The sequence below is a fragment of the Streptomyces sp. NPDC096339 genome (assembly GCF_044762985.1).
Lineage (GTDB): Bacteria > Actinomycetota > Actinomycetes > Streptomycetales > Streptomycetaceae > Streptomyces.
The window spans coordinates 147675-169243 of sequence record NZ_JBIWFI010000010.1 but is presented as its reverse complement, the minus strand read 5'-3'; the positions used below and the strand labels follow the sequence as shown (position 1 = coordinate 169243).

The 21569-nt window shown below is 72.7% G+C and carries 18 protein-coding genes; 9 read left to right on the top strand and 9 right to left on the bottom strand.

The annotated features are described in order from the left end of the window. Window positions 1-386 precede the first annotated feature (386 nt). A complete protein-coding gene (locus tag ACIQ5Y_RS16400) occupies window positions 387-803 on the bottom strand; it encodes a gamma-glutamylcyclotransferase family protein (protein ID WP_403880243.1) in 417 nt (138 codons plus the stop codon). A gap of 138 nt (window positions 804-941) precedes the next feature. Here ACIQ5Y_RS16400 and ACIQ5Y_RS16395 point away from each other — a divergent pair, with 138 nt between their 5' ends. From ACIQ5Y_RS16395 to ACIQ5Y_RS16380, 4 genes are all read left to right on the top strand, one after another. Beyond that, on the top strand, window positions 942-1622 hold the full coding sequence (locus ACIQ5Y_RS16395) for a hypothetical protein (protein WP_403880241.1): 681 nt from the start codon (window positions 942-944) through the stop codon (window positions 1620-1622). Further along, a complete protein-coding gene (locus tag ACIQ5Y_RS16390) occupies window positions 1619-2893 on the top strand; it encodes an ATP-binding protein (RefSeq protein WP_403880239.1) in 1275 nt (424 codons plus the stop codon). The genes ACIQ5Y_RS16395 and ACIQ5Y_RS16390 overlap by 4 nt, the downstream gene beginning before the upstream one ends. 218 nt (window positions 2894-3111) lie before the next feature. Continuing rightward, a complete protein-coding gene (locus ACIQ5Y_RS16385; RefSeq protein ID WP_403880237.1) occupies window positions 3112-3654 on the top strand; it encodes a hypothetical protein in 543 nt (180 codons plus the stop codon). 127 nt (window positions 3655-3781) lie between these two features. Continuing rightward, a complete protein-coding gene (locus ACIQ5Y_RS16380; RefSeq protein WP_403880235.1) occupies window positions 3782-4513 on the top strand; it encodes a class F sortase in 732 nt (243 codons plus the stop codon). A 38-nt stretch (window positions 4514-4551) separates the two neighbouring features. Here ACIQ5Y_RS16380 and ACIQ5Y_RS16375 read toward each other — a convergent pair whose 3' ends face one another. After that, entirely contained in the window at window positions 4552-5328 is a 777-nt protein-coding gene (locus ACIQ5Y_RS16375; RefSeq protein WP_403880233.1) for a sulfite exporter TauE/SafE family protein, read from the bottom strand. Window positions 5329-5651: 323 nt separating this feature from the next. Then, entirely contained in the window at window positions 5652-6947 is a 1296-nt protein-coding gene (locus ACIQ5Y_RS16370) for a ferric reductase-like transmembrane domain-containing protein (RefSeq protein WP_403880231.1), read from the bottom strand. A gap of 157 nt (window positions 6948-7104) precedes the next feature. Between ACIQ5Y_RS16370 and ACIQ5Y_RS16365 the strand changes: the two genes are divergently transcribed. From ACIQ5Y_RS16365 to nirD, 3 genes are read left to right on the top strand one after another with little or no spacing between them, the layout of a single operon-like run. Further along, window positions 7105-8499, top strand: a complete 1395-nt coding sequence (locus ACIQ5Y_RS16365; RefSeq protein ID WP_403880230.1) for an NAD(P)/FAD-dependent oxidoreductase — start codon at window positions 7105-7107, stop codon at window positions 8497-8499. Between the two features lies 1 nt (window position 8500). Beyond that, the gene (nirB, locus tag ACIQ5Y_RS16360; protein WP_403880228.1) at window positions 8501-11029 is read left to right on the top strand and encodes a nitrite reductase large subunit NirB; all 2529 of its coding nucleotides are present in this window, start codon (window positions 8501-8503) and stop codon (window positions 11027-11029) included. Next, window positions 11026-11358: a nitrite reductase small subunit NirD gene (nirD, locus tag ACIQ5Y_RS16355; protein ID WP_403880226.1), complete on the top strand. Its 333-nt coding sequence runs from the start codon at window positions 11026-11028 to the stop codon at window positions 11356-11358. The genes nirB and nirD overlap by 4 nt, the downstream gene beginning before the upstream one ends. A gap of 9 nt (window positions 11359-11367) precedes the next feature. Here nirD and ACIQ5Y_RS16350 read toward each other — a convergent pair whose 3' ends face one another. Both ACIQ5Y_RS16350 and ACIQ5Y_RS16345 read right to left on the bottom strand, forming a co-directional pair. Continuing rightward, a complete protein-coding gene (locus ACIQ5Y_RS16350) occupies window positions 11368-11778 on the bottom strand; it encodes a VOC family protein (protein WP_403880224.1) in 411 nt (136 codons plus the stop codon). A 130-nt stretch (window positions 11779-11908) separates the two neighbouring features. Next, window positions 11909-12376 (bottom strand): group III truncated hemoglobin, encoded by a 468-nt coding sequence (locus ACIQ5Y_RS16345; RefSeq protein WP_403880222.1) that lies wholly within the window; start codon window positions 12374-12376, stop codon window positions 11909-11911. Between the two features lie 224 nt (window positions 12377-12600). Here ACIQ5Y_RS16345 and ACIQ5Y_RS16340 point away from each other — a divergent pair, with 224 nt between their 5' ends. Continuing rightward, entirely contained in the window at window positions 12601-13761 is a 1161-nt protein-coding gene (locus ACIQ5Y_RS16340) for an alkaline phosphatase PhoX (RefSeq protein WP_403880220.1), read from the top strand. Window positions 13762-13964: 203 nt separating this feature from the next. Here ACIQ5Y_RS16340 and ACIQ5Y_RS16335 read toward each other — a convergent pair whose 3' ends face one another. The 3 genes from ACIQ5Y_RS16335 to dusB all read right to left on the bottom strand — a co-directional run bounded on the left by ACIQ5Y_RS16335 (window position 13965) and on the right by dusB (window position 19617). Next, a complete protein-coding gene (locus tag ACIQ5Y_RS16335; protein WP_403880218.1) occupies window positions 13965-14996 on the bottom strand; it encodes an ArsR/SmtB family transcription factor in 1032 nt (343 codons plus the stop codon). A 387-nt stretch (window positions 14997-15383) separates the two neighbouring features. After that, window positions 15384-18092, bottom strand: a complete 2709-nt coding sequence (gene ppdK, locus ACIQ5Y_RS16330; RefSeq protein ID WP_403880216.1) for a pyruvate, phosphate dikinase — start codon at window positions 18090-18092, stop codon at window positions 15384-15386. A gap of 364 nt (window positions 18093-18456) precedes the next feature. Next, window positions 18457-19617 (bottom strand): tRNA dihydrouridine synthase DusB, encoded by a 1161-nt coding sequence (dusB, locus tag ACIQ5Y_RS16325; RefSeq protein ID WP_385133774.1) that lies wholly within the window; start codon window positions 19615-19617, stop codon window positions 18457-18459. A 35-nt stretch (window positions 19618-19652) separates the two neighbouring features. On the opposite strand from dusB, the gene ACIQ5Y_RS16320 reads away from it, so the two are divergent. Further along, entirely contained in the window at window positions 19653-21101 is a 1449-nt protein-coding gene (locus ACIQ5Y_RS16320) for an MFS transporter (RefSeq protein WP_403880213.1), read from the top strand. A 12-nt stretch (window positions 21102-21113) separates the two neighbouring features. On the opposite strand, the gene ACIQ5Y_RS16315 is transcribed toward ACIQ5Y_RS16320, so the two are convergent. Then, window positions 21114-21569, bottom strand: a complete 456-nt coding sequence (locus ACIQ5Y_RS16315) for a MarR family winged helix-turn-helix transcriptional regulator (protein WP_403880212.1) — start codon at window positions 21567-21569, stop codon at window positions 21114-21116.

The window sequence follows — 21569 nt, the reverse complement described above, 5'->3', positions numbered from 1 at the left end:
TCCGGGCCATTCCAGCCCCACCGGCGTTTGAGGCGCGGGGTCCGCACCCTCCAGCCTCGCCGCCACTGGAGGCCCGGGCTCCGGGCAATTCCAGCCTCGCCGGCGTTTGAGGCGCGGGGTCCGGGCGGAGCCCGGGGAACGGTGGAAGGGCGGGTAGGGGACCGCTCCGCGCAGCGGCACCCCGGGGCGGCCCGCACGCGAGGGGCCGTCGGGGTCGGGCGCGCGGCGGGGCACCTCCTCGGGCGTCGAACGGTTCGAGCAGGTGAAGAGGGGAAACGGGGTGCGTTCGACGCCCTGCGGGGGCGCCCCACCGCACACCCGACCCCGCCGGCGCGGGAGTGCGGGGCTGCGGGACACCTGCGGGGGCACACCCGGCCCGCCGGAGGCTAGCGGCGGTGGCGCCAGTCGCCCGTCGGTATCTCCGTCCCCGACTCCGCCAGCCGGCGGGCCACCGGCGGGGCCGCCACGTAGACCCAGGCCCGAACCGCGGTGCCGTCCGGCCGCACGGCCTCGCAGGCGATGCGGTCGTACACGTTCCCCGGGAGCCCCGGGCCCCGGTACTCCTCCAGGTGGTCCAGCGCGGCCAGCAGCTCCCCGTACGCACCCGGCGCCGCGGTGATCAGCTCCCCCACGACGGCCGAGCCGCGCCGCTGGACGGCGTACGGATAGCCGGGGCCGTCGTAGAGCGCCGTGTCCGGGAGACGCGCGGGCTCCTCCGAGGCGGTGCGTCCGCGCAGGAACAGGTCGTGGTTGACCTCCCCCGGCCGCAGGGTCCCGTAGACGAAGAACGGGAGCGATGTCACGGGGCTCTCCTTCGGGTGTGGCGTGGTGCCCTCGGGCCGGGCCGAAAGTCCCGACTTTCCCGCGTCACTCCACCGTACGCACCGCTGTTACACAACCTCCCGGTGCCCGTGACCCCCGCCGTCTAGCGTCGGCCCGCCATGACACCTTCCTCCCGCCGTCCCTCCGCCGCCCTGCTGGGCCTCTGCGTGGTCCTCGTCACCGGCTGCGCCGCCCCCGGCGGCCTCGGCACGGCGTCACCCGCGCCGCCCGTGTCCATGCAGCCGCGCCCCGAGCCGCTCTGGCCGGCCTGGACCGAGGCCCCCGGCGCCACCGTGGGCCGGCGGGAGCCCGCGCCGGTGGCGCTGGGGAGCGCGCCCGCGCCGGGGACGGGCGGACTCCTCGGGGTGGACCCGAAGCAGGTCGCCGCGGCGGACCCGCGGATGCGGCCGTACCTCGGCAAGGCGGAGGACCTCCGGGGGCCGGGCCGGGCCGGTATCCGTCCGCCCGTGTACAGGGACCTGACGGGCGACGGGCAGCCGGATCTGATCGTCGCCGCCGACATGCCGACCGGCCGCTCGGCGCTGAGCGTGTACACGGTGTCCGGCGGGAAGATCGTCTCCGCCCTCTTCACGATCGGCCGACAACTGGCGGCCGAGTCGATCGGCTCCGACCTGCTCGTCCGCACCGCCGCCGACGACGGCTCCGAGCAGGCCGTGCGCTACCACTGGGACGGCGACCGGATGACGGTGGTCAACGACGAGCGGACCTTCCGCAAGTCCGGCCCCAAGTGCGCCGCCGAGTCCCCGGCCCCCAGCCGCTCGGTTCAGGACTCCCGTTGAGGGCCGCCCTGGTGCGCTGCCGGCGGCTGGTGCGGGCGCTCGGCCTGCGCTGGAAGATCTCCGCGCTGCTCGCCGTCGGCTGCTCGCTCGTCGCGGCCGCCATCGGACTCCTCATCCACGAGGCCCGCACCCGCCAGATCGGCGACGCGGCGCGCGCGAGCGCCACCGCCCAGCTGATCGGCGTACGGAAGCTGTACGAGCTCACCGGGCGGCTCGACTTCGACAAGGGCGGCGAGAGCGACGGCCGGATCGACTCCCCGGAACTCCCGCGTCCGCTGCGGACCACGGCCCTCGACGGGCAGCGCGGCACCTACCTCGACCTGTCCGGAGCTGACCCCGCCGTGTGGGCCGCACGGCCGGTCGGCGGGGAACACGTCCTGTCCGTACGGCTGTCGCTGGCGGCGGACCGGGCCGAGCTCGCCGACCTGGACCGGGCGCTCGTGGCGTACGGGGTGCTGGTCGTGGCGCTCGCGGCGACCGGCGGGGCGCTGGTCGCCGGCCGCCTGAGCCGGGAGCTGCGCACGGCGGCGGAGACGGCCCGGCGGATCAGCGCGGGCGAACTGGACGCGCGGATCGGGCCCACGGGGCTGCCGGGCAGCCGTGACGAGGTCGCCGAACTGTCCTCGGCGGTCGACACGATGGCGGCCAGCCTCCAGCAGCGGCTGGAGGCCGAGCAGCGGTTCACCGCGGACGTGGCGCACGAGCTGCGGACCCCGCTGACGGGCCTGCACACGGCGGCCGAGCTGTTGCCCCCGGGGCGGCCGACGGAGCTGGTCCGCGACCGGGTCGCGGCGCTCAGGACCCTGACGGAGGACCTGCTGGAGGTGGCCCGGCTCGACGCGAACCGGGAGGAGGCGCGGTTGGAGGCGCACCGGCTGGGCCCGCTCGTGGAGTCGGTCACGCGGCGCTCGGGGGTGCCCGCGCAGGTCGTCGGCGCGGCGGAGGAGGTGTACGTGCGCACCGACGTGCGACGCCTGGAGCGCATCCTGACGAACCTGCTGGCCAACGCCCGGCGGCACGGCGGGGGCCCGGTCACGGTGACGGTGTCGGGGACCACGGTCACGGTCCGGGACCGGGGGCCCGGGTTCCCGGAGCGGGTGTTGCGCGAGGGCCCGCAGCGGTTCCTGACGGGCGCGGCCGAACGGGGGCAGGGCACGGGGCTGGGCCTGACCATCGCGCTCGGGCAGGCGCAGGTGATCGGCGCCGGCGTGACGCTCGCGAACGGGGAGCCCGGCGGCGCGATCGCCACGGTGACGCTGCCGGCGGCCTGAGCGGCGGACACCGGCCGCGGGCACCTGGCACCGCGCCCTGCCTCCGGCCCTCACCCGGACGGGGTGGGGACACACGGATGGCCGCGACGGCCACTCTGACGTGCGCAAACACGGGGCGGTGGGGCGAGCCGGACCGTATCTGACGGGACATCAGCAGGCGCCCGCCGGGAGAGCCGGGTTACCTCGGAGACACGACCCCGTGTCTCCAGGAGAGCCCCATGCGCCGACGTACCGCACACGCGCTGACCGCGACCGCGCTGACCGCCGCCGCGTTCACCGGCCCGGTGGCGGGTGCGGCCCTGGCCTCGGACATCGGCATGGTGGCCTTCGCGCCGGGGGACTTCGCGCCGCTGGAGGTGTGGCCCAAGTCCGCCGCCCCCGGGGCCACGGTCACCGTGAACACCTCCGCCTGCGGCCCCGGCAGCCACGCCGAGGGAGATGCGACCACGGTGGGCGGCGGCCGGTTCAAGCTGGTCCCCACCACCCACAAGGAGGTGGTCGTGGGCCAGTTCCAGGTCGCCCGCGGCACCCGGGCGGGGAGCTACGGCATCGGGGTGACCTGCGCGGACGGCAAGTTCGCGACCGGCGACCTGGCCGTCACGGAACGCGGCCCCCAGGGCCACGTCCACACCGGGGTGGGCGGTGGCACGACCACCACCACCGACCCCGCCAAGATCGCGGCGGGAGCGGCAGTGCTGGCCGCGACCGCCGTCGGCGGTACCTGGCTCCTGCGTCGCCGGGCGAGCGGCACGCGGAGCTGACGGACGCCCACCGCGGCTCCGGCCGCGGTCCGACCGGTACCGTCCCCCGTCGCCCGCTCCGCGAGGTCCCCCCGTTCGCGGGCGGGCGACGGCCATTGACCCCGCCACGGACGCCGAGGGGGTACGCATGGGTGGCGATTTCGGTGGCGGTTCCGGTGGCGGCCGGGGCCGCGACCGACAGCCCCGGCCCGCCGCCGGCAGCCGCCCCGGAGCGGGCGCCCGCCCGCCGAAGCGGTCCGTACGTTCCCCGGCCCCCCGTCACGGGGGCATCGTCGCGCTCGCCGCCTGCATCGGCATCTGGCTCGTCTCCAGCGGCTCCCGCGAGCCGATCGGGCCGCCGCTGCCCTCCCCCGCCGACGCCCTGAGTTCCGCCGGCCCCGCCGGCCCCACCATCGCGCCGCTCCCCGGCTCCCCGCCCACCCGCATCCGGATCCCCTCGATCCGGGTCGACGCACCACTGACCGGGCTCGGCCTGGAGCCGGGCGGCAGCCTGGAGGTGCCCCCGCCGGCCCGGCGCGACCTGGCCGGCTGGTACCGCGACGGCACCACCCCGGGTGCCACGGGCACCGCCGTCATCGCCGGGCACGTGGACAACGCGGCCGGGCCGGCCGTCTTCTACCACCTGGGCGCGCTGCACCGGGGGGCTTCCATCGAGGTCCCGCGCGAGGACGGCCGTACCGCCGTGTTCACGGTCCACGCGGTCGAGGTCTACGACGCCGGAGCCTTCCCCGACAAGCGTGTGTACGGGGCTTCGCGGCGCGCCGAGCTCCGCGTGATCACCTGCGGGGGCGGCTTCTCACCGCGTACCGGCTACCGCGGGAACGTGGTCGTCTTCGCCCACCTCACCGGGACGTACTGAGTCGGGTCCGGAGGGCCACCCGGCCCCCCGGGCGGGCCCTAACCCCACTGTTCGAGGCCGAGCTTCACCACGAGGGCGCTGACCACGGTCAGCAGCACCGCGCGGACGAAGCCGCTGCCCTTCTTGAGCGCCATGCGCGCGCCGATCATGCCGCCGGCCAGGTTGAACACGGCCATCAGCGCGGCGAGCTGCCAGAGCACCATGCCCTGGTACGCGAACATCGCGAGCGCCCCGGCGTTGGTGCAGCAGTTGACGATCTTGGCGGTCGCGGAGGCGGTGACCAGGTCGAGGTGGAGCAGCGCGGTCAGCGCGAGCACCAGGAAGGTACCCGTGCCCGGGCCGATGAGGCCGTCGTAGAAGCCGATGCCCAGGCCCGCCAGCACGATGGCCAGCAGGACCCGGCGGCGACTGACGGGCGAGGCGGCCGGGGCGGCGCCGAAGCCGGGCCGGAAGATCACGAACCCGGCGACGACCACCAGCACGACCATGATCAGCGGACGGAGCGCGTCCTTGCTGATTCCTCCGGCGAGCGCGGCGCCGCCCATCGAACCGGCGAGCGCGGCCAGGCCGATCCTGACGGCGAGCTTCACGTTCACCGGAGTCTTGCGCGCGTAGGTGATCGCCGCGCCCGTGGTGCCGACGATGGCCACCGCCTTGTTGGTGCCGAGGACGGTGGCCGGGTGGGCGTTCGGCAGCCCCAGGAGGAGGGCGGGCAGGAGCAGCAGGCCGCCGCCGCCCACCACCGCGTCGATCCAGCCGGCCGCCGCGGCGGCCACGCACAGCACGATGATCATGGTCATTGATATGTCAGGCACGACCCGACCCTATGGACCTGTTCGGTGCAGCGGCCATCAATCCCCGGAAACTTGCGCAAACGTTGAGCTTGGCCGGTCAGCGGCCCGGTCCGGGGCCACCGGCGCTGCCGGAGCCGGCACCGCCGTCAGCACGGTCGCGGCCAGTACGCCGGCCAGCCCCAGCCCGACCGCCAGGCGCTGCCCGGGCCTCAGGGAGACCGGTACGACCGGCCGCCGCGGCTTGCGGTGCCGGGCCTGCGGCGCCGCGGCGACGGGCACGGACACGGACACGGCGACGTGGAGCGGATGGCGCACGGAACGGCACCTCTCTGATCGGAAGGGGCTCAGAAGCTGAAGCACTCGGAATGGATGCGTCCGGCCGGCACCCCGGCCCGCAGCAGCGCGCCCCGGGTCGCGTCCGCCATCCCCGGCGGCCCGCACAGGTACACGTCGTGCTCGGCCAGGTCCGGCACGAGGGCGGCCAGCGCCTGCGGGGCCAGCGGATCGTAGGCGGCGCCCGACGGCCCCAGCAGGTAGTGCAGGCCCGCCTGCCGCTCGGCCGCGATGGCCTCCAGTTCGCGGCGCAGTACGAGGTGTTCCTCGGCCCCCGCCCGGTAGAGGAGGGTGATGTCCCCCGGGCCCCCGGGCAGGGTCTCGAACAGGGCCCGCATCGGGGTGATGCCGACCCCGCCCGCGATCAGCAGCACCTTGGGCCTGGTCCGGCGGGCGGCGGTGAGCGCGCCGAACGGCCCGGTCGCCAGGACCCGCGTGCCGGGGCGCAGCCGGCGGATCCGCCGGGAGTGGCCGCCGAGCCCCTTGACGGTGATCCGCAGCGTGTCCCCGTACACCGGCGCGGACAGCGAGAACGGCAGGGCCGTGTGCCACAGCCGCCGCTGCAGGAACCGCCAGCGCAGGAACTGCCCCGGCTCCGCGCGCAGTTCCGCCAGGTGCTCGCCGCGTACCACGACGGAGACCACCCCGGGCCCCTCCGCCCGTACCTCCGCGACCCGCAGCCCGTGCCGCAGGGCCTGCCGCACGGGGACCACCGCGCGGTACCAGACCAGCAACACCGCGACCATGGTGTGGGCCAGGGCCCAGAACCAGGCGACCGGGGCGAGGTCGGGCCCGGCGATCTGGTGCGCGAAGGCCAGGGCGGCGGCGAGGTACACGAACAGGTGGACCCCGCGCCAGGTTTCGTGCGAGACCCGGCGGCGTACCGCCCGGGCGGAGGTCACGCCGACCGCGGCCAGGAGGACGGCCCCGGCCGCGGCGGCGGCGAGCGCGCGGTAGCCGAGCAGTTCCCGGACGGCGGAGACCACGTCGACCCCCTCGTGCACGGCGTATCCGAGCAGGGCGAACAGCCCGTGCCCGAAGCAGAGCAGCAGCACGTGCCGGCCGCCGAAGGCGTGCCAGCGCGCGAGCCGGTCGGCGCCGACCCCGTGCTCCACCGCGGGCACCCGCGCCATCAGGAACAGCAGCACGAGCACCCCGTACCCGGCGAGCAGCCCCGTCAGGTGCGCGGCGGTCGCGAACAGCGCGTCGGGGCGGGCCGAGGGCCGAACCTGCGCCGCCCAGAGCAGGGCCACCACCCCGGCCCCGGCCGCGATCCCGCCCCTGACCCGCACCGCCGCATCTCGCATGCGCAGCACGCTAAGGGCCCCGGAGGCGGCGCGGTTGATCCTTAAGGCGGCGTTGAGGGAGGCCTCACCGACCCTTAATCCCCGTGCTGAGGTCGGCGTTCCGTCCGGGTAACAGGGGCGATGCGGAGGGGAAACAGCGGCCCCGCACGCTCGTGCCATGACATCGGAGCGGCGTGTGGTGGTGATCGGCGGCGGCCTCGCGGGCCTGCGACTCGCCGCGCGGCTGAACGGTGCGGCGGCGGTGACCGTCCTCGGTGAGGAGAGCCACGTCCCGTACAACCGGGTGCTGCTCGCCGAGGTCCTGGCGGGCCGCTACGCACCCGAGGTGACCGCCCTCCCGGCGGTCGGACCGGCGCTGCGGCGCGGGGTGCGGGCGGTCCGCGTCGACCGCGCCGACCGGACGGTCCACTGCGACGACGGCGCGGCGTTGCCGTACGACGCCCTGGTACTGGCGACGGGCTCGAACGCCGTGCTCCCGCCGCTGCGGGGCCTGTTCGAGCCGGAGGGCCGGGACCTCCCGGACGGGGTGCACGCGTTCCGCACGATGGACGACTGCCTGGCCCTCTCGGCGGCGGTCGGTCCCGGGGTGCGGGCGGTGGTGATCGGCGGAGGCCTGCTGGGCGTCTCGGCGGCCCGTGCGCTGGCCGCGCGGGGCGCGCAGGTGGTCCTGGCGCAGCAGGGCGAGCGCCTGATGGAACGCCAACTGGACCAGGACGCGTCGGCGTTGCTCCGTGCGCACCTGGTCGCACTCGGCGTGGAGATCCACACCGAGTGCCGGGTCCGCGGCCTGACGACGACCGGTGGTTCGTCCGCGGGTCCGCTCCCGGGGCTCCGCCCCGGACCCCGCTCCTCAAACGCCGGAGGGGCTGGATTCGGGCTGATGTCGCCGGTCAACTGTCCAACCCCGCCGGGCGAAAACCCAGCCTCGCCGGCGTTTGAGGCGCGGGGTCCGGGGCGGAACCCCGGCGGCGGAGCCGCACACGAACACCGCCGCGTGACCGGGGTCGAGCTCGCCGACGGGTACCGCATGGCGGCCGACATCGTCGTGCTCGCCTGCGGCGTCCGCCCCCGTACGGGACTCGCCAAAGCCGCCGGCCTCACAACCCGCACCGGGATCGTGGTCGACGACCACCTCCGTACGAGCGACCCCCGCATCCACGCCATCGGCGACTGCGCCGAGCACTCCGGCCAGGTGTACGGCCTGGCCGGCCCCGCACTGGAGCAGGCCGACGCCCTGGCGTCGGTCCTGACCGGGGCCCCCACCCCCTACACCGGCACCCGCGCCCTCACCCGCCTCACCCTCCCCGGCGCGAAGGACTCCCTCGACCTCGCCGCCTTCGGCGAGACCACCCCCCGCCCCGGCGACGACGTGGTCCGCCTCGCCGACGCCACCCGCCGGACCTACCGCAAGGTCGTCGTCCGCGGCGACCGCCTCGTCGGCGGGGTCCTGCTCGGCGAGCTCTCGACCGTGGGGGCCCTCGCCCGCACGTGGGAGGGCGACGAAACACCGCACGACCTGTTCCACCTGCTCACCGACGACGGAGGCCACTGACATGACCGTGACCGAGCCCTTGCCCACGATCGTGCTCATCGGGCACGGCATGGTCGGCCAGCGCTACCTGGAGGCGCTCGCCGAGCGCGGGGTCACCGCCACCCACCGGATCACCGTGCTCTGCGAGGAGCCCCGGCCCGCCTACGACCGCGTGCACCTGACCTCGTACTTCTCCGGCAGCACCCCCGAGGACCTGTCCCTGACGCCCCCCGGCTTCATGGCGGAGCACGGCATCGCCCTGCACCTCGACGACCCCGCCGAGCACATCGACCGGGCCGCCCGGACCGTCACCTCCCGCTCCGGCGAGGTGTTCCCGTACGACGTCCTCGTCCTGGCCACCGGCAGCTTCCCCTTCGTGCCGCCCGTCCCCGGCAAGGACGCGCCCGGCTGCTTCGTCTACCGCACCATCGAGGACCTCCTCGCCATCGAGGAGTACGCGAAGGACAAGACCGCCGGCGCGGTCGTCGGCGGCGGACTCCTCGGGCTGGAGGCCGCCGGCGCCCTCCAGGGGCTCGGGCTCGCCACCCGCGTCGTCGAGTTCGCCCCGCGCCTGATGCCCGTACAGGTCGACGAGGGCGGCGGCGCGGCCCTGCTGCGCACCATCGAGGGCATGGGCCTCACCGTCCACACCGGCGTCGGCACCCAGGAGGTGCTGACCGGCGACGACGGCCGCGTCAGCGGGATGCGGCTGTCGGACGGCTCCACCGTCGACACCGACCTCGTCGTCTTCTCCGCCGGCGTCCGCCCCCGCGACCAGCTGGCCCGCGACGCCGGTCTGGACGTCGGCGAGCGCGGCGGCATCTCGGTCGACGCCCGCTGCCGCACCTCCGACCCGTACGTCTACGCCATCGGCGAGTGCGCCCTCGCCGTCGACGGCCGCGTCTACGGCCTGGTCGCCCCCGGCTACGAGATGGCCGAGACCGCCGCCGACGATCTGCTGGGCCGGGAGAAGCAGTTCACGGGCGCCGACCTCTCCACCAAGCTCAAGCTGCTCGGCGTGGACGTGGCCTCCTTCGGCGACGCCCACGGCAGCGCCCCCGACAGCCTGGACGTCGTCTGGTCCGACTCCCGCTCCGGCGTCTACAAGAAGCTCGTCGTCTCCCCCGACGGGGTCCTGCTCGGCGGGGTCCTGGTCGGCGACGCCGACTCGTACGGGCTGCTGCGCCCGCTCACCGGGAGCGTGCCGCCCGTCGCCCCCGAGCAGCTGGTGCTGCCCGCCGGGGTCGGCGCGCCCGTCGCGCTCGGTCCGTCCTCGCTCCCCGACCACGCGGTGATCTGCTCCTGCCACAACGTCACCAAGAAGGCCATCACCGCCTGCGCCACCCTCCCCGAGGTCAAGAAGTGCACCAAGGCGGGCACCGGCTGCGGCAGCTGCGTCAAGGTGATCGGGCAGCTGCTGCCGGCCGCCGCCGACAAGGGACTGTGCGGCTGCTTCCCCTTCACCCGTGCCGAGCTCTACGAGATCGTCCGCACCCGCCGCCTGACCTCGTACCGGGAGATCCTGGACGCGCACGGCCGCCCGGAGGCTCGCAACGGCGAGGGCTGCGAGGTGTGCAAGCCCGCCGTCGGCTCGATCATCGCCTCGCTCGCCCCGACCCTCGGCGCGAGCGGCTACGTCCTCGACGGGGAGCAGGCCGCGCTCCAGGACACCAACGACCACTTCCTCGCCAACATGCAGCGCAACGGCTCCTACTCCGTCGTCCCCCGCATCCCGGGCGGTGAGATCACCCCCGACAAGCTGATCGTGATCGGTGAGGTGGCCCGCGACTTCGGCCTCTACACGAAGATCACCGGCGGTCAGCGGATCGACCTCTTCGGCGCGAGCGTGGACCAGCTCCCCCGGATCTGGGCCCGGCTCGTGGACGCCGGCTTCGAGTCCGGACACGCGTACGGGAAGGCCCTGCGCACGGTGAAGTCCTGCGTGGGGCAGACCTGGTGCCGTTACGGGGTGCAGGACAGCGTGCGGATGGCCATCGACCTGGAGCTGCGCTACCGGGGGCTGCGCGCCCCGCACAAGCTGAAGTCGGCGGTCTCCGGCTGCGCCCGCGAGTGCGCGGAGGCGCAGAGCAAGGACTTCGGGGTCATCGCGACGGCCGCCGGATGGAACCTGTACGTCGGCGGCAACGGCGGTGCCACCCCGCGCCACGCCGATCTCCTCGCCCAGGACCTGTCGGACGCAGAGCTGATCCGGCTCATCGACCGGTTCCTGATGTTCTACATCCGCACCGCGGACCGGCTGGAGCGGACCTCCACCTGGCTGGAGCGGCTGGAGGGGGGTCTGGGCCACCTGAGGGACGTGATCGTGCACGACTCTCTCGGGCTGTGCGACGAGTTGGAGGCCCTGATGGCCGATCACGTGGCGCACTACCGGGACGAGTGGGCCGAGACGCTCCGGGACCCGGAGCGGCTGCGCCGGTTCGTGTCCTTCGTCAACGCGCCCGGCGCCCCGGACCCGACGGTGAAGTTCGTGCCCGAGCGCGACCAGGTCAAGCCCGACCTGGCCGTCCTGACGATCGGAGGAGTCCGATGACCGTGGAACTGCAGGTGGCGGAGGGCTGGCTGACGGTGTGCGAGCTGTCCGCGCTCACGCCCGGGCGCGGGGTGGCGGCGCTGCTGCCCGACGGGAGCCAGGCCGCGGTGTTCGTGGACCGCGCGGGGCGCACGTACGCCATCGCCAACCAGGACCCCTTCACCGGGGCGCAGGTGCTCTCGCGGGGCCTGCTGGGAGCCGCGGCGGGCCGGCCCTTCGTGGCCTCGCCGCTGCTCAAGCAGCGCTTCGACCTGGAGTCGGGGCGCTGCCTGGACGACGAGGAGGTGGCGGTCCGGACCTACCCGGTACGGACCGCCGCGACCTCGTAGCGATCCGGTTCAGCCCTGGACGGCGGCCGGGTCCATCCACACGAACTCCCAGACGTGGTGGTCCAGGTCCTCGAAGGCTCGGCCGTACATGAAGCCCATGTCCATGGCCGGGCGGGGTTCGGTGCCGCCCGCCGCCAGGGCGGCGTCGACGATCTCGTCGACCTTCTCGCGGCTCTCGGCGCTGAGGGCCACCATCACCTCGGTGACGGTCCCGGCGTCGGCGATCGGCTTGGTCGCGAAGGTCTTGAAGTGGGCCTCGGTCAGCAGCATCGCGAAGATCGTGTCGCTGATGACCAGACAGGCCGCGTTCTCGTCGGTGAACTGCGGGTTGGTGGAGTAGCCGAGCTTCGCCCAGAAGTCCTTGGCGGCGTCCAGGTCCTTGACCGGCAGGTTGACGAAGATCATCTGGGGCTGGGACATCTCGGTCTCTCTTCTCTCTCGCGTGAGCTCTGCTCGCTGCTTTCGAGAGGTAGACCGGGGGCCCGGGGGAAACTCATCGCTCCCGCGCGAAATTTTTCGAACTTTCTTCCCGGCGGTGAGAAACCGCAGGTCAGACCATGGCCGCCGAGCGCAGCTCCAGTGCGGCCAGCGGGATGAAGCCGATGCCGTCCTCGCTCGCCGTGGACGCGTCACCGCCCGCGAGCCGCTTGTGCAGGGTCAGAGCGATCCGCTCGCCCTGTGCCTTGGCCCGCTCCGCGTTCGGCCCGCGGTGCAGGCCGTCGACGGTCGCGTGCCACAGCTGCACCCAGCGGCCGAAGTCCGCGGCGGTCATCGCCCGCACCGAGTTCAGCGCGGCGTGCGGGGCGAAGGCGTTGCGCCGGTAGTCGGTGCTGCGGAACAGGGCGCGTTCCCAGAAGTCGGCGATGCGGTGCAGGTGGAGCTCCAGGTCCGTGCCCGCGATCTCGGTGAAGAAGGGCCCGATCCGGGAGTCGGCGAAGGCGGCCGTGTAGAAGCGGCGCAGCACGACATCGAGGTCGGCGCGGCCCGAGATGTCGGCGTCGGCGGCGAAGTGGTCCATGAGACCACCATCCTCCCGTACGACCGGCCTCCCCAGGGCAGAAAGTCCCGGGCTCCGGAGGCGTCCGGACCGTGTCCGCCGGCCCTGCCGGCGGATTGAACGCGCAGCGGTCGCGCGTGCGTCATGCGGAATTGGAATTCCGGCAACTCGGCGCTCCTAGGTTCCTCGACGCGTGCGACCCCGCATCCGTCCGGGCGCGGGGCCCGACTCCCCCAGGAGTGACCGTGGAACGTCGTACCTTCCTGCGCGGCGCCGTCATCGGCTCGTCGGCTGCCGCCTTCGGCGGCACGCTGATGCACGGGGCCGCCCACGCGGCGCCCGCCCAGCCCGGCGCCGGGCCCTACGGAGCGCTCGGCGCGGCGGACGCGAACGGCATCATGCTGCCCGCCGGGTTCAGCAGCCGCGTGATCGCCCGCTCCGGCCAGAACGTCGGCCCCACCTCCTACAAGTGGCACAGCGCCCCCGACGGCGGCGCGTGTTTCGCCGACGGCACGGGCTGGATCTACGTGTCGAACTCGGAGATCAACCCGTCGGGCGGCGCGAGCGCGGTGAAGTTCGACTCCGCGGGCACCATCACCGGCTCCTACCGGATCCTCTCCAACACCCGGCAGAACTGCGCGGGCGGCAAGACCCCGTGGAACACCTGGCTGTCCTGCGAGGAGGTCAGCCTCGGATACGTCTACGAGACCGACCCGTACGGGGTGAACGCGGCGGTGCAGCGCCCGGCGATGGGCCGCTTCAAGCACGAGGCGGCCGCCGCCGACCCGGTGCGCCAGGTGATCTACCTGACCGAGGACGAGACCAGCGGCTGCTTCTACCGCTTCATCCCCACCACCTGGGGCAACCTCTCCTCCGGCACGCTCCAGGTGCTCGTCGCCGGAACCGCCACCTCGGGCTCCTTCACCTGGCAGAACGTCCCGGACCCGGACGGCTCCCCGACCACCACCCGCACCCAGGTCTCGGGGGCGAAGAAGTTCAACGGCGGCGAGGGCTGCCACTACGCGGGCGACACGGTCTGGTTCACCACGAAGGGCGACAACCGGGTCTGGCAGCTGAACCTGGCGAACAACACGTACGAGCTGGCCTACGACGACTCGCTCGTCCCCGGCGGCGCGGCCCCGCTGACGGGCGTGGACAACGTCACCGGGTCCTCGTACGGCGACCTGTACGTCGCCGAGGACGGCGGCAACATGGAGATCTGCCTGATCACCCCGGACGACGTGGTCGCGGTCTTCCTCCGCGTCACCGGCCAGTCCTCCTCGGAGATCACGGGCCCCGCCTTCTCCCCCGACGGCACCCGCCTGTACTTCTCCAGCCAGCGCGGCACGAGCGGCAGCTCGACGGGCGGCATCACGTACGAGGTGACGGGCCCGTTCCGCGTTTAGGTCCCAAGCCCCGGGGCCGGGCCCCGATCTCCGGTTTCCCCGGCCGAACCCGGCCCCGCCGCCGACCCCGGCAGCGGCGCCAAACCCAGCCCCGCCGGCGTTTGAGGCGCGGGGGCTCGGGGGCATCGCCCCCGCAACGGCGCCGCACGGCGACCACCGGCCGCTGCCCCGACGGGTCCCCCACCCGCCGGGGCAGCGGCACGTCACGAAGCCACGGCCCCACCCTTCAGCAGCGCGGCGCCCAACGGGGTCACCGTGTGCAGCACCGCGTTGCCGTGCCGCAGCGTCGTCACCAGCCCCGCCTCCCGCATCACGCACGCGTGCTGGCTCGCCGAGGCCAGCGAGACCCCGGCCCGGCGGGCCAGCTCACTGGTGGTGGCGCCGTCCCCTATGGCCCGCAGCACCACCGAGCGGGTGTGCCCGACGAGCTTGCCCAGGGTGCGTACCCGCTGCTCCTCCAACGTCGGCCGCGCCGCCTCACCCCCCGCCGGCGCCGAGGCGAGCTGCGCGGCGGCCGGGTAGACCAGGACCGGCGGCAACTGCGGGTCGTACAGCGTCACCGCGGTGCGGCGGCAGAAGAAGGACGGCTGGAGCAGCAGCCCGCGCCCCCGCAGCCGTACGTCCCGGTCCACGGGGTAGTCGCACTCCAGCACCGGAGCCCGCCAGCGCAGCATCGGCGGCAGCGAGGCCAGCAGCTCGTCCGCGCCCCCGTCCAGCAGGGCCCGGCCGCGCGCGGCCCGCTCGGCCTCGATCTGGGCCTGGATGTGCGTCCAGTACGGCTCCACGGCCGCCCGGTGGTAGGCCCGCAGCTCGCCCAGCAGCCTCGGCAGGTGCTTCGCGGTGTCGTCCATGAACTCCCGCAGCCTCGGCGGCAGCGCCGCCCCGGCCCCCGAGCCGGCGCCCGAGCCCGCGCCACCACCCAGCAGCTCCAGCTCCCGCCGTATCCGCTCGGGACGGATCCCGCGCAGGGCGTCGAGCCCGACGTCCCACCCGTACTGCCCCTCGACGGGCGTCAGGAAATCAGGGAAATAACCCTTGCTCGGTATAAGCATGCCGAGCGTGCGTGTTTCACTGTTCAACCTGATTCGCGATTCCGTCCGCCATTCACCGAACAACCGGACATCTCGCCGGTCTCTTAGCCGATGAAAGCTGAGAATCGTTTCCCACAACGCATCGGGACGCCCTGCCATCCGTACGCGTGCCAGGTCCACTCCAGTGAAATGGATACGCAGCACCGAACCCCCACCTGTGCAACCGCAATCCCCCCGCCCCATGAGTATGCATGCAGTCACACGTGGTCACCACGCCCTTTCGGCCACAGTTGAAACCCCTTTCGGCAGAGGCGTGACAACCGAAATCCTGTACTCCGCCGGGCACACTCCGATGCGACCGAAACGCTCCGCGAAGGCCGTGGGGGGCTTTGCGGGGCCTGGCGGTCGGTCGCACGGGAAGCGCCGACGTGCCCGGCAGAATGACAGCGGCGGTGGACGGGTGGGGATCCGTCCACCGCCTGCTGGCGTAAAGATTTGTTGAACAAGAAAAAATGGGCGCGTCTGCCCTCGGGGGTCAGGGAACCCGGGGGCAGACGCGCCGTCTTGCGGGGCCCTTCTCAGGGCCGGGGGTCAGCGGCTGTCGCTGCCCTTCGCCTCGGCGGCCGCACGACCGGCCTCCAGGCGCGCCACCGGAATCCGGAAGGGCGAGCAGGAGACGTAGTCGAGGCCGACCTCGTGGAAGAAGTGGACGGACTCGGGGTCACCGCCGTGCTCGCCGCAGACGCCGAGCTTGAGGTCGGGGCGGGTGGCCCGGCCCTGCTTGACCGCGTGGCGCACCAGCGAGCCGACGCCGTCCTTGTCGATGGTCTCGAAGGGCGAGACCCCGAAGATGCCCTTCTCCAGGTAGGCGGTGAAGAAGCTGGCCTCGACGTCGTCGCGGGAGAAGCCCCACACCGTCTGGGTCAGGTCGTTGGTGCCGAAGGAGAAGAACTGCGCGGCCTCGGCGATCTGGGCGGCCGTCAGGGCGGCGCGCGGCAGCTCGATCATCGTGCCGATGGTCAGCTTGAGGTCGGTGCCGGTGGCGGCCTCGACCTCGGCGATGACCGTGTCGGCCTCCTCGCGGACGATCTCCAGCTCCTGGACGGTGCCGACGAGCGGGACCATGATCTCGGCGCGCGGGTCGCCCTTGGCGTTCTTGCGCTCGGCCGCCGCCTCGGCGATCGCCCGGACCTGCATCTTGAACAGGCCGGGGATGACCAGGCCGAGGCGGACGCCGCGCAGACCCAGCATCGGGTTCTGCTCGTGCAGCTTGTGCACGGCCTGGAGCAGGCGCAGGTCGTTCTCGTTGTGGTCCTGGCGGGACTCGGCGAGGGCGACACGCACCGACAGCTCGGTGATGTCGGGCAGGAACTCGTGCAGCGGCGGGTCGAGCAGGCGCACGGTGACGGGCAGCCCGTCCATCGCCTCGAAGAGCTCGACGAAGTCCTTCTTCTGCAGCGGCAGGAGGGCACTGAGTGCCTCCTCGCGCTCACCGTCGGTGTCCGCGAGGATCAGTCGCTCCACCAGTTCGCGGCGCTCACCGAGGAACATGTGCTCGGTGCGGCACAGGCCGATGCCCTGGGCGCCGAAGCGGCGGGCGCGCAGCGCGTCCTCGGCGTTGTCGGCGTTGGCGCGCACCCGCAGGCGGCGGACGCGGTCGGCGTACGCCATGATCCGGTGCACGGCGGCGACGAGCTCGTCGGCGTCGTCGGCGCCGGCGTGCATGCGGCCCTCGAAGTACTCGACGACCGGGGAGGGTACGACGGGTACCTCACCGAGGTAGACCTTGCCGGTGGAGCCGTCGATGGAGACGACGTCGCCCTCTTCGATGACCGTCTCGCCGACCGTCATCCGGCGGCGCTTGGTGTCGACGTCGAGCTCCTCGGCGCCGCAGACGCAGGTCTTGCCCATGCCGCGGGCGACGACGGCGGCGTGCGAGGTCTTGCCGCCGCGCGAGGTCAGGATGCCCTCGGAGGCGATCATGCCGTCGAGGTCGTCGGGGTTGGTCTCGCGGCGGATCAGGATGACCTTCTCGCCGGAGCGGGACCACTTGACGGCCGTGTAGGAGTCGAAGACCGCCTTGCCGACCGCCGCGCCCGGGGAGGCGGCGATGCCGCGGCCCAGCAGGGTGCTCTTCGCCTCGCCGTCGAAGCGCGGGAACATCAGCTGGGCCAGCTGGTGGCCGGTGACGCGCTGGAGCGCCTCGGCCTCGGTGATCAGGCCCTGGTCCACGAGCTGGGTGGCGATGCGGAAGGCGGCGCCGGCGGTGCGCTTGCCGACACGGGTCTGGAGCATCCACAGCTGGCCGCGCTCGATGGTGAACTCGATGTCGCAGAGATCCTTGTAGTGGGTCTCCAGCGTCGTCATGATCGTCATGAGCTGGTCGTACGAGGTCTTGTCGATGGCCTCGAGGTCCGCGAGCGGGACGGTGTTGCGGATGCCCGCGACGACGTCCTCGCCCTGGGCGTTCTGCAGGTAGTCGCCGTAGACGCCCGCGTGGCCGCTGGCCGGGTCGCGGGTGAAGGCGACGCCGGTGCCGGAGTCCGGGCCGAGGTTGCCGAAGACCATGGAGCAGATGTTGACCGCGGTGCCCAGGTCGCTCGGGATGCGCTCCTGGCGGCGGTAGAGCTTGGCGCGGTCGGTGTTCCACGAGTTGAAGACCGCCTCGACGGCGAGGTCCAGCTGCTCGCGGGCGTCCTGCGGGAACTCGCGGCCGGCTTCCTTCGCCACGATCTTCTTGAAGACCTTGACCAGCTTCTTCAGGTCGGCGGCGTCGAGGTCGGTGTCGACGGTGACCTTCTTGGCGGCCTTGGCCTCGTCGAGGGCGTCCTCGAAGAGCTCGCCCTCGACCCCGAGGACGGTCTTGCCGAACATCTGGATCAGGCGGCGGTACGAGTCCCACGCGAAGCGCTCGTTGCCGGCCTGGGTGGCGAGGCCGGTCACGGACTCGTCGGAGAGGCCGATGTTGAGGACGGTGTCCATCATGCCGGGCATCGAGAACTTGGCGCCGGAACGCACGGAGACCAGCAGCGGGTCGTCCGACTGGCCGAGCTTCTTGCCCATCTTCGCTTCGAGGGCCGCAAGGTGGGCGCTGACCTCGTCGCGCAGCACGGCCGGGGCCGATCCGCTCTCGAGGTAGACCTTGCAGGCCTCGGTGGTGATGGTGAAGCCGGGAGGGACCGGGAGGCCAAGGTTGGTCATCTCGGCGAGGTTGGCTCCCTTGCCGCCGAGAAGGTCCTTGAGGTCGCGGTTGCCCTCGGTGAAGTCGTAGACGAACTTCTGATCTTTGTTTTCCGACACGGGTCTCGACTCCTCGAGGCTCGGTGGCTGCCCTGACGGCCAGGAACATACCCAGATCGAAGGCTTATGGGTACGTCCACTTGGCCGTCATACGGCTGTAACCACCCGTGCGCCAGCAGATCGAAAGTAACTCACGGGTAATGAGAAAGTACGAAGAGCCTTCATAAGCCGAAGAGGGAAGGGCCGTTTGGGCCGTGATTCCGCTCGGATGAGCGATCATCGATACATTTGCGTTCAAGTCTTGAACGCACAAAGGGTGGCACCCAGTGCCACCCTTTGAAAGTCTTACCCGTGACTTACGCGCTCATCTGAGCAAACCCCCACCCATGCGTGGCGTATATCACGCGCCACGCAGGGCGATTTGTCAGCCGCCGGAGGTGTCCAGTTCGGCGTCCTCGCTCACACCGGCGCAGTCGTACGGGTCCTTCAGCCAGCCTTCCGGCAGGACAACCCGGTTGTTTCCGGACGTCCTGCCGCGCGGGCCGTCCGCGCTCTCGGGCCAGCCCTGGTCCAGGTCCAGCTCGCTCAGATGAGCGTCCAATTCGGCCAGCGAAGAGGTCACCGCGAGCTTGCCCCGCATCTCGGAGCCCACGGAGAAGCCCTTGAGGTACCAGGCCACGTGCTTACGGAAGTCGATCACCCCGCGCGTCTCGTCCCCGATCCACTCCCCCAGCAGCTGCGCGTGGCGGTGCATGGTCGCCGCGACCTCGCGCAGCGTCGGCTTGTGGAAGTCCTCCGGACGCCCCTCGAAGGCCGCCACGAGGTCGTTGAAGAGCCACGGCCGCCCCAGGCAGCCGCGGCCGACGACCACGCCGTCGCAGCCGGTCTCGCGGACCATGCGCAGCGCGTCCTCGGCGCACCAGATGTCGCCGTTGCCCAGGACCGGGATCTCCGGCACGTGCTCCTTGAGCCGCGCGATGGCGTCCCAGTCGGCGGTGCCGCCGTAGTGCTGGGCGGTGGTGCGACCGTGCAGGGCGATGGCGGTGATCCCCTCCTCGACGGCTATCCGGCCGGCGTCGAGGTAGGTGAGGTGCTCGTCGGTGATGCCCTTGCGCATCTTCATGGTCACCGGCAGGTCGCCGGCGCCCGCGACGGCCTCGCGCAGGATCGCGCGCAGCAGGTTCCGCTTGTAGGGCAGGGCCGAGCCGCCGCCCTTGCGGGTCACCTTCGGGACGGGGCAGCCGAAGTTCAGGTCGATGTGGTCGGCGCGGTCCTCTTCGACGATCATGCGGACCGCCTTGCCGACCGTCACGGGGTCGACCCCGTACAGCTGAATCGAGCGCGGCTTCTCGGTCTCGTCGAAGTGGATCAGCTGCATGGTCTTCTCGTTGCGCTCGACCAGGGCGCGGGTCGTGATCATCTCGCTCACGAACAGCCCCTTGCCGCCCGAGAACTCCCGGCAGAGGGTACGGAACGGGGCATTGGTGATGCCGGCCATGGGGGCGAGCACCACAGGGGGCTGCACGGTGTGCGGGCCGATCGCGAGAGGCGGGGGGAGCGTGGTCATCCGCCCATTGTCCCGCATGCCGGGGCCGTGGGTGCGGACGTACCATCGGCCGCATGATCGAGACGAGTTCCCGGCAGCGCACGCTCGTCCTGGCGATCTGCTGCATGAGCCTGCTGATCGTCAGCCTCGACAACACCGTCCTGAACGTCGCGCTCCCCACCATGCGCACGGAACTGGACGCGTCGGTCGCGGGCATGCAGTGGACCATCGACGCCTACACGCTCGTGCTGGCCTCGCTGCTGATGCTCATGGGGTCCACGGCCGACCGCATCGGGCGCCGCAAGGTGTTCGTCACCGGCCTGGTGCTCTTCACCGCGGGTTCCCTGCTGTGTTCCCTCGCGCCCGGACTCGAATGGCTCATCGCCTTCCGGATGGTCCAGGCGGTCGGCGGCGCGATGCTGAACCCGGTGGCGATGTCGATCATCACCAACACGTTCACCGATCCGGCCCAGCGGGCGCGGGCCATCGGCGTGTGGGGCGCCGTCGCGGGCATCTCCATGGCGGCGGGTCCCCTGATCGGCGGGCTCCTGGTGGATTCCGTGGGCTGGCGCTCGATCTTCTGGGTCAACCTGCCGATCGGCCTGCTGGCGCTCGTGCTGACCCTGCGCCACATCCCCGAGTCCCGGGCCGCCCGGCCGCGGCGCCCCGATCCGGTGGGGCAGGTGCTCATCATGGTGCTGCTCGGCTGTGTGACGTACGGGATCATCGAGGCGCCGTCGGCGGGCTGGCGCTCGCCGGTGATCGTGGGCTGCGCCCTGGTGTCCGTCGTCGCACTGGTGGGGCTGCTGGTCTACGAGCCCCGGCGGAAGGAGCCGCTGATCGACTTCCGGTTCTTCCGGAGCGTCCCCTTCAGCGGCGCGACCGTGATCGCGGTCAGCGCCTTCGCGTCGATGGCCGGCTTCCTCTTCCTGAACACCCTGTACCTCCAGGACGTACGGGGGCTGGACGCGATGGACGCCGGGCTCTACATGCTGCCGATGGCCGCCATGACGCTGGTCATCGCGCCGCTGTCGGGGCGGCTGGTGGGCAGTCGCGGGCCGCGGCTGCCGCTGCTGATCGCGGGCTCGGCCATGGGCGCGAGCGGGCTGCTGTTCGCCGTCTTCCGCGGTGAGACGTCCACCCCGCTGCTGTTCACCGGGTACGTGCTCTACGGTCTCGGCTTCGGCATGGTGAACTCGCCGGTCACCTATACGGCCGTCTCCGGCATGCCGCGCTCCCAGGCGGGCGTCGCGGCCGCCATCGCCTCGACCAGCCGCCAGACCGGCAGCACGCTGGGCGTCGCCGTCGTGGGCGCGGTGCTGGCCGCCGGGATGGCGGACGGCCGGGACTTCACGGAGGCGGCCGTCCCGGCGTGGTGGATCATCACGCTGTGCGGGGGGCTGGTGCTGGTGCTGGGCGCGGCTTCGACCGGCGCATGGGCGCTTCGCACGGCGGACCGCACGGCCCGCGCGCTGGAGGAGCCCACGGCCCCCGCGGCGGAGATGGGCGCCCCGCGCGTGTGAGGCCCCTGCGGCCTACTCCCCGCAGGTGAAGTCCTCGGCCGAGGTGTTGACCCGGTCGAGGAGGCCGCGCAGGACCTCGCGTTCCCGGACGGACAGAGCGGCGAAGATGCCGCCTTCGACCTCGTCGAGGGCGGCGTTCGTCGTACCCAGGGCGGCTTGGCCCGCGGCTGTGATCACCACGTTGTGACGGCGGCGGTCGGCCGGGTCCCGGCGGCGTTCGGCGAGGCCGTCGCCCTCCAGGTCGTTCAGGATCCCGACGAGCACGCTCGGGTCCACCTCCAGCCGGTCGGCGAGCGCCCGCTGGCTGATGGGGCCGTCCTCCAGGTGCATCAGCGTCATCGCGTGCCGGGGGGTCAGGCCGGCGGCGCCGAGCGCCTTCTTCATGCGGGTCTGGGTGATCGATCCGTGCCAGGCGAGCAGCAGGCCCAGCCGCTGCGGGGGGTGCGATCCGTCCTGATCTGCCGTCAT

What these genes read in the sequence shown, in the direction of transcription:
- ACIQ5Y_RS16395 (WP_403880241.1), top strand. Translation starts at nt 942, where the DNA reads ATGACACCTTCCTCCCGCCGTCCCTCCGCCGCCCTGCTGGGCCTCTGC.
- ACIQ5Y_RS16385 (WP_403880237.1), top strand. Translation starts at nt 3,112, where the DNA reads ATGCGCCGACGTACCGCACACGCGCTGACCGCGACCGCGCTGACCGCC.
- ACIQ5Y_RS16380 (WP_403880235.1), top strand. Translation starts at nt 3,782, where the DNA reads ATGGGTGGCGATTTCGGTGGCGGTTCCGGTGGCGGCCGGGGCCGCGAC.
- ACIQ5Y_RS16370 (WP_403880231.1), bottom strand. Translation starts at nt 6,947, where the DNA reads ATGCGAGATGCGGCGGTGCGGGTCAGGGGCGGGATCGCGGCCGGGGCC.
- ACIQ5Y_RS16365 (WP_403880230.1), top strand. Translation starts at nt 7,105, where the DNA reads ATGACATCGGAGCGGCGTGTGGTGGTGATCGGCGGCGGCCTCGCGGGC.
- nirB (WP_403880228.1), top strand. Translation starts at nt 8,501, where the DNA reads ATGACCGTGACCGAGCCCTTGCCCACGATCGTGCTCATCGGGCACGGC.
- nirD (WP_403880226.1), top strand. Translation starts at nt 11,026, where the DNA reads ATGACCGTGGAACTGCAGGTGGCGGAGGGCTGGCTGACGGTGTGCGAG.
- ACIQ5Y_RS16350 (WP_403880224.1), bottom strand. Translation starts at nt 11,778, where the DNA reads ATGTCCCAGCCCCAGATGATCTTCGTCAACCTGCCGGTCAAGGACCTG.
- ACIQ5Y_RS16345 (WP_403880222.1), bottom strand. Translation starts at nt 12,376, where the DNA reads ATGGACCACTTCGCCGCCGACGCCGACATCTCGGGCCGCGCCGACCTC.
- dusB (WP_385133774.1), bottom strand. Translation starts at nt 19,617, where the DNA reads ATGCGGGACAATGGGCGGATGACCACGCTCCCCCCGCCTCTCGCGATC.
- ACIQ5Y_RS16320 (WP_403880213.1), top strand. Translation starts at nt 19,653, where the DNA reads ATGATCGAGACGAGTTCCCGGCAGCGCACGCTCGTCCTGGCGATCTGC.
- ACIQ5Y_RS16315 (WP_403880212.1), bottom strand. Translation starts at nt 21,569, where the DNA reads ATGACGGCAGATCAGGACGGATCGCACCCCCCGCAGCGGCTGGGCCTG.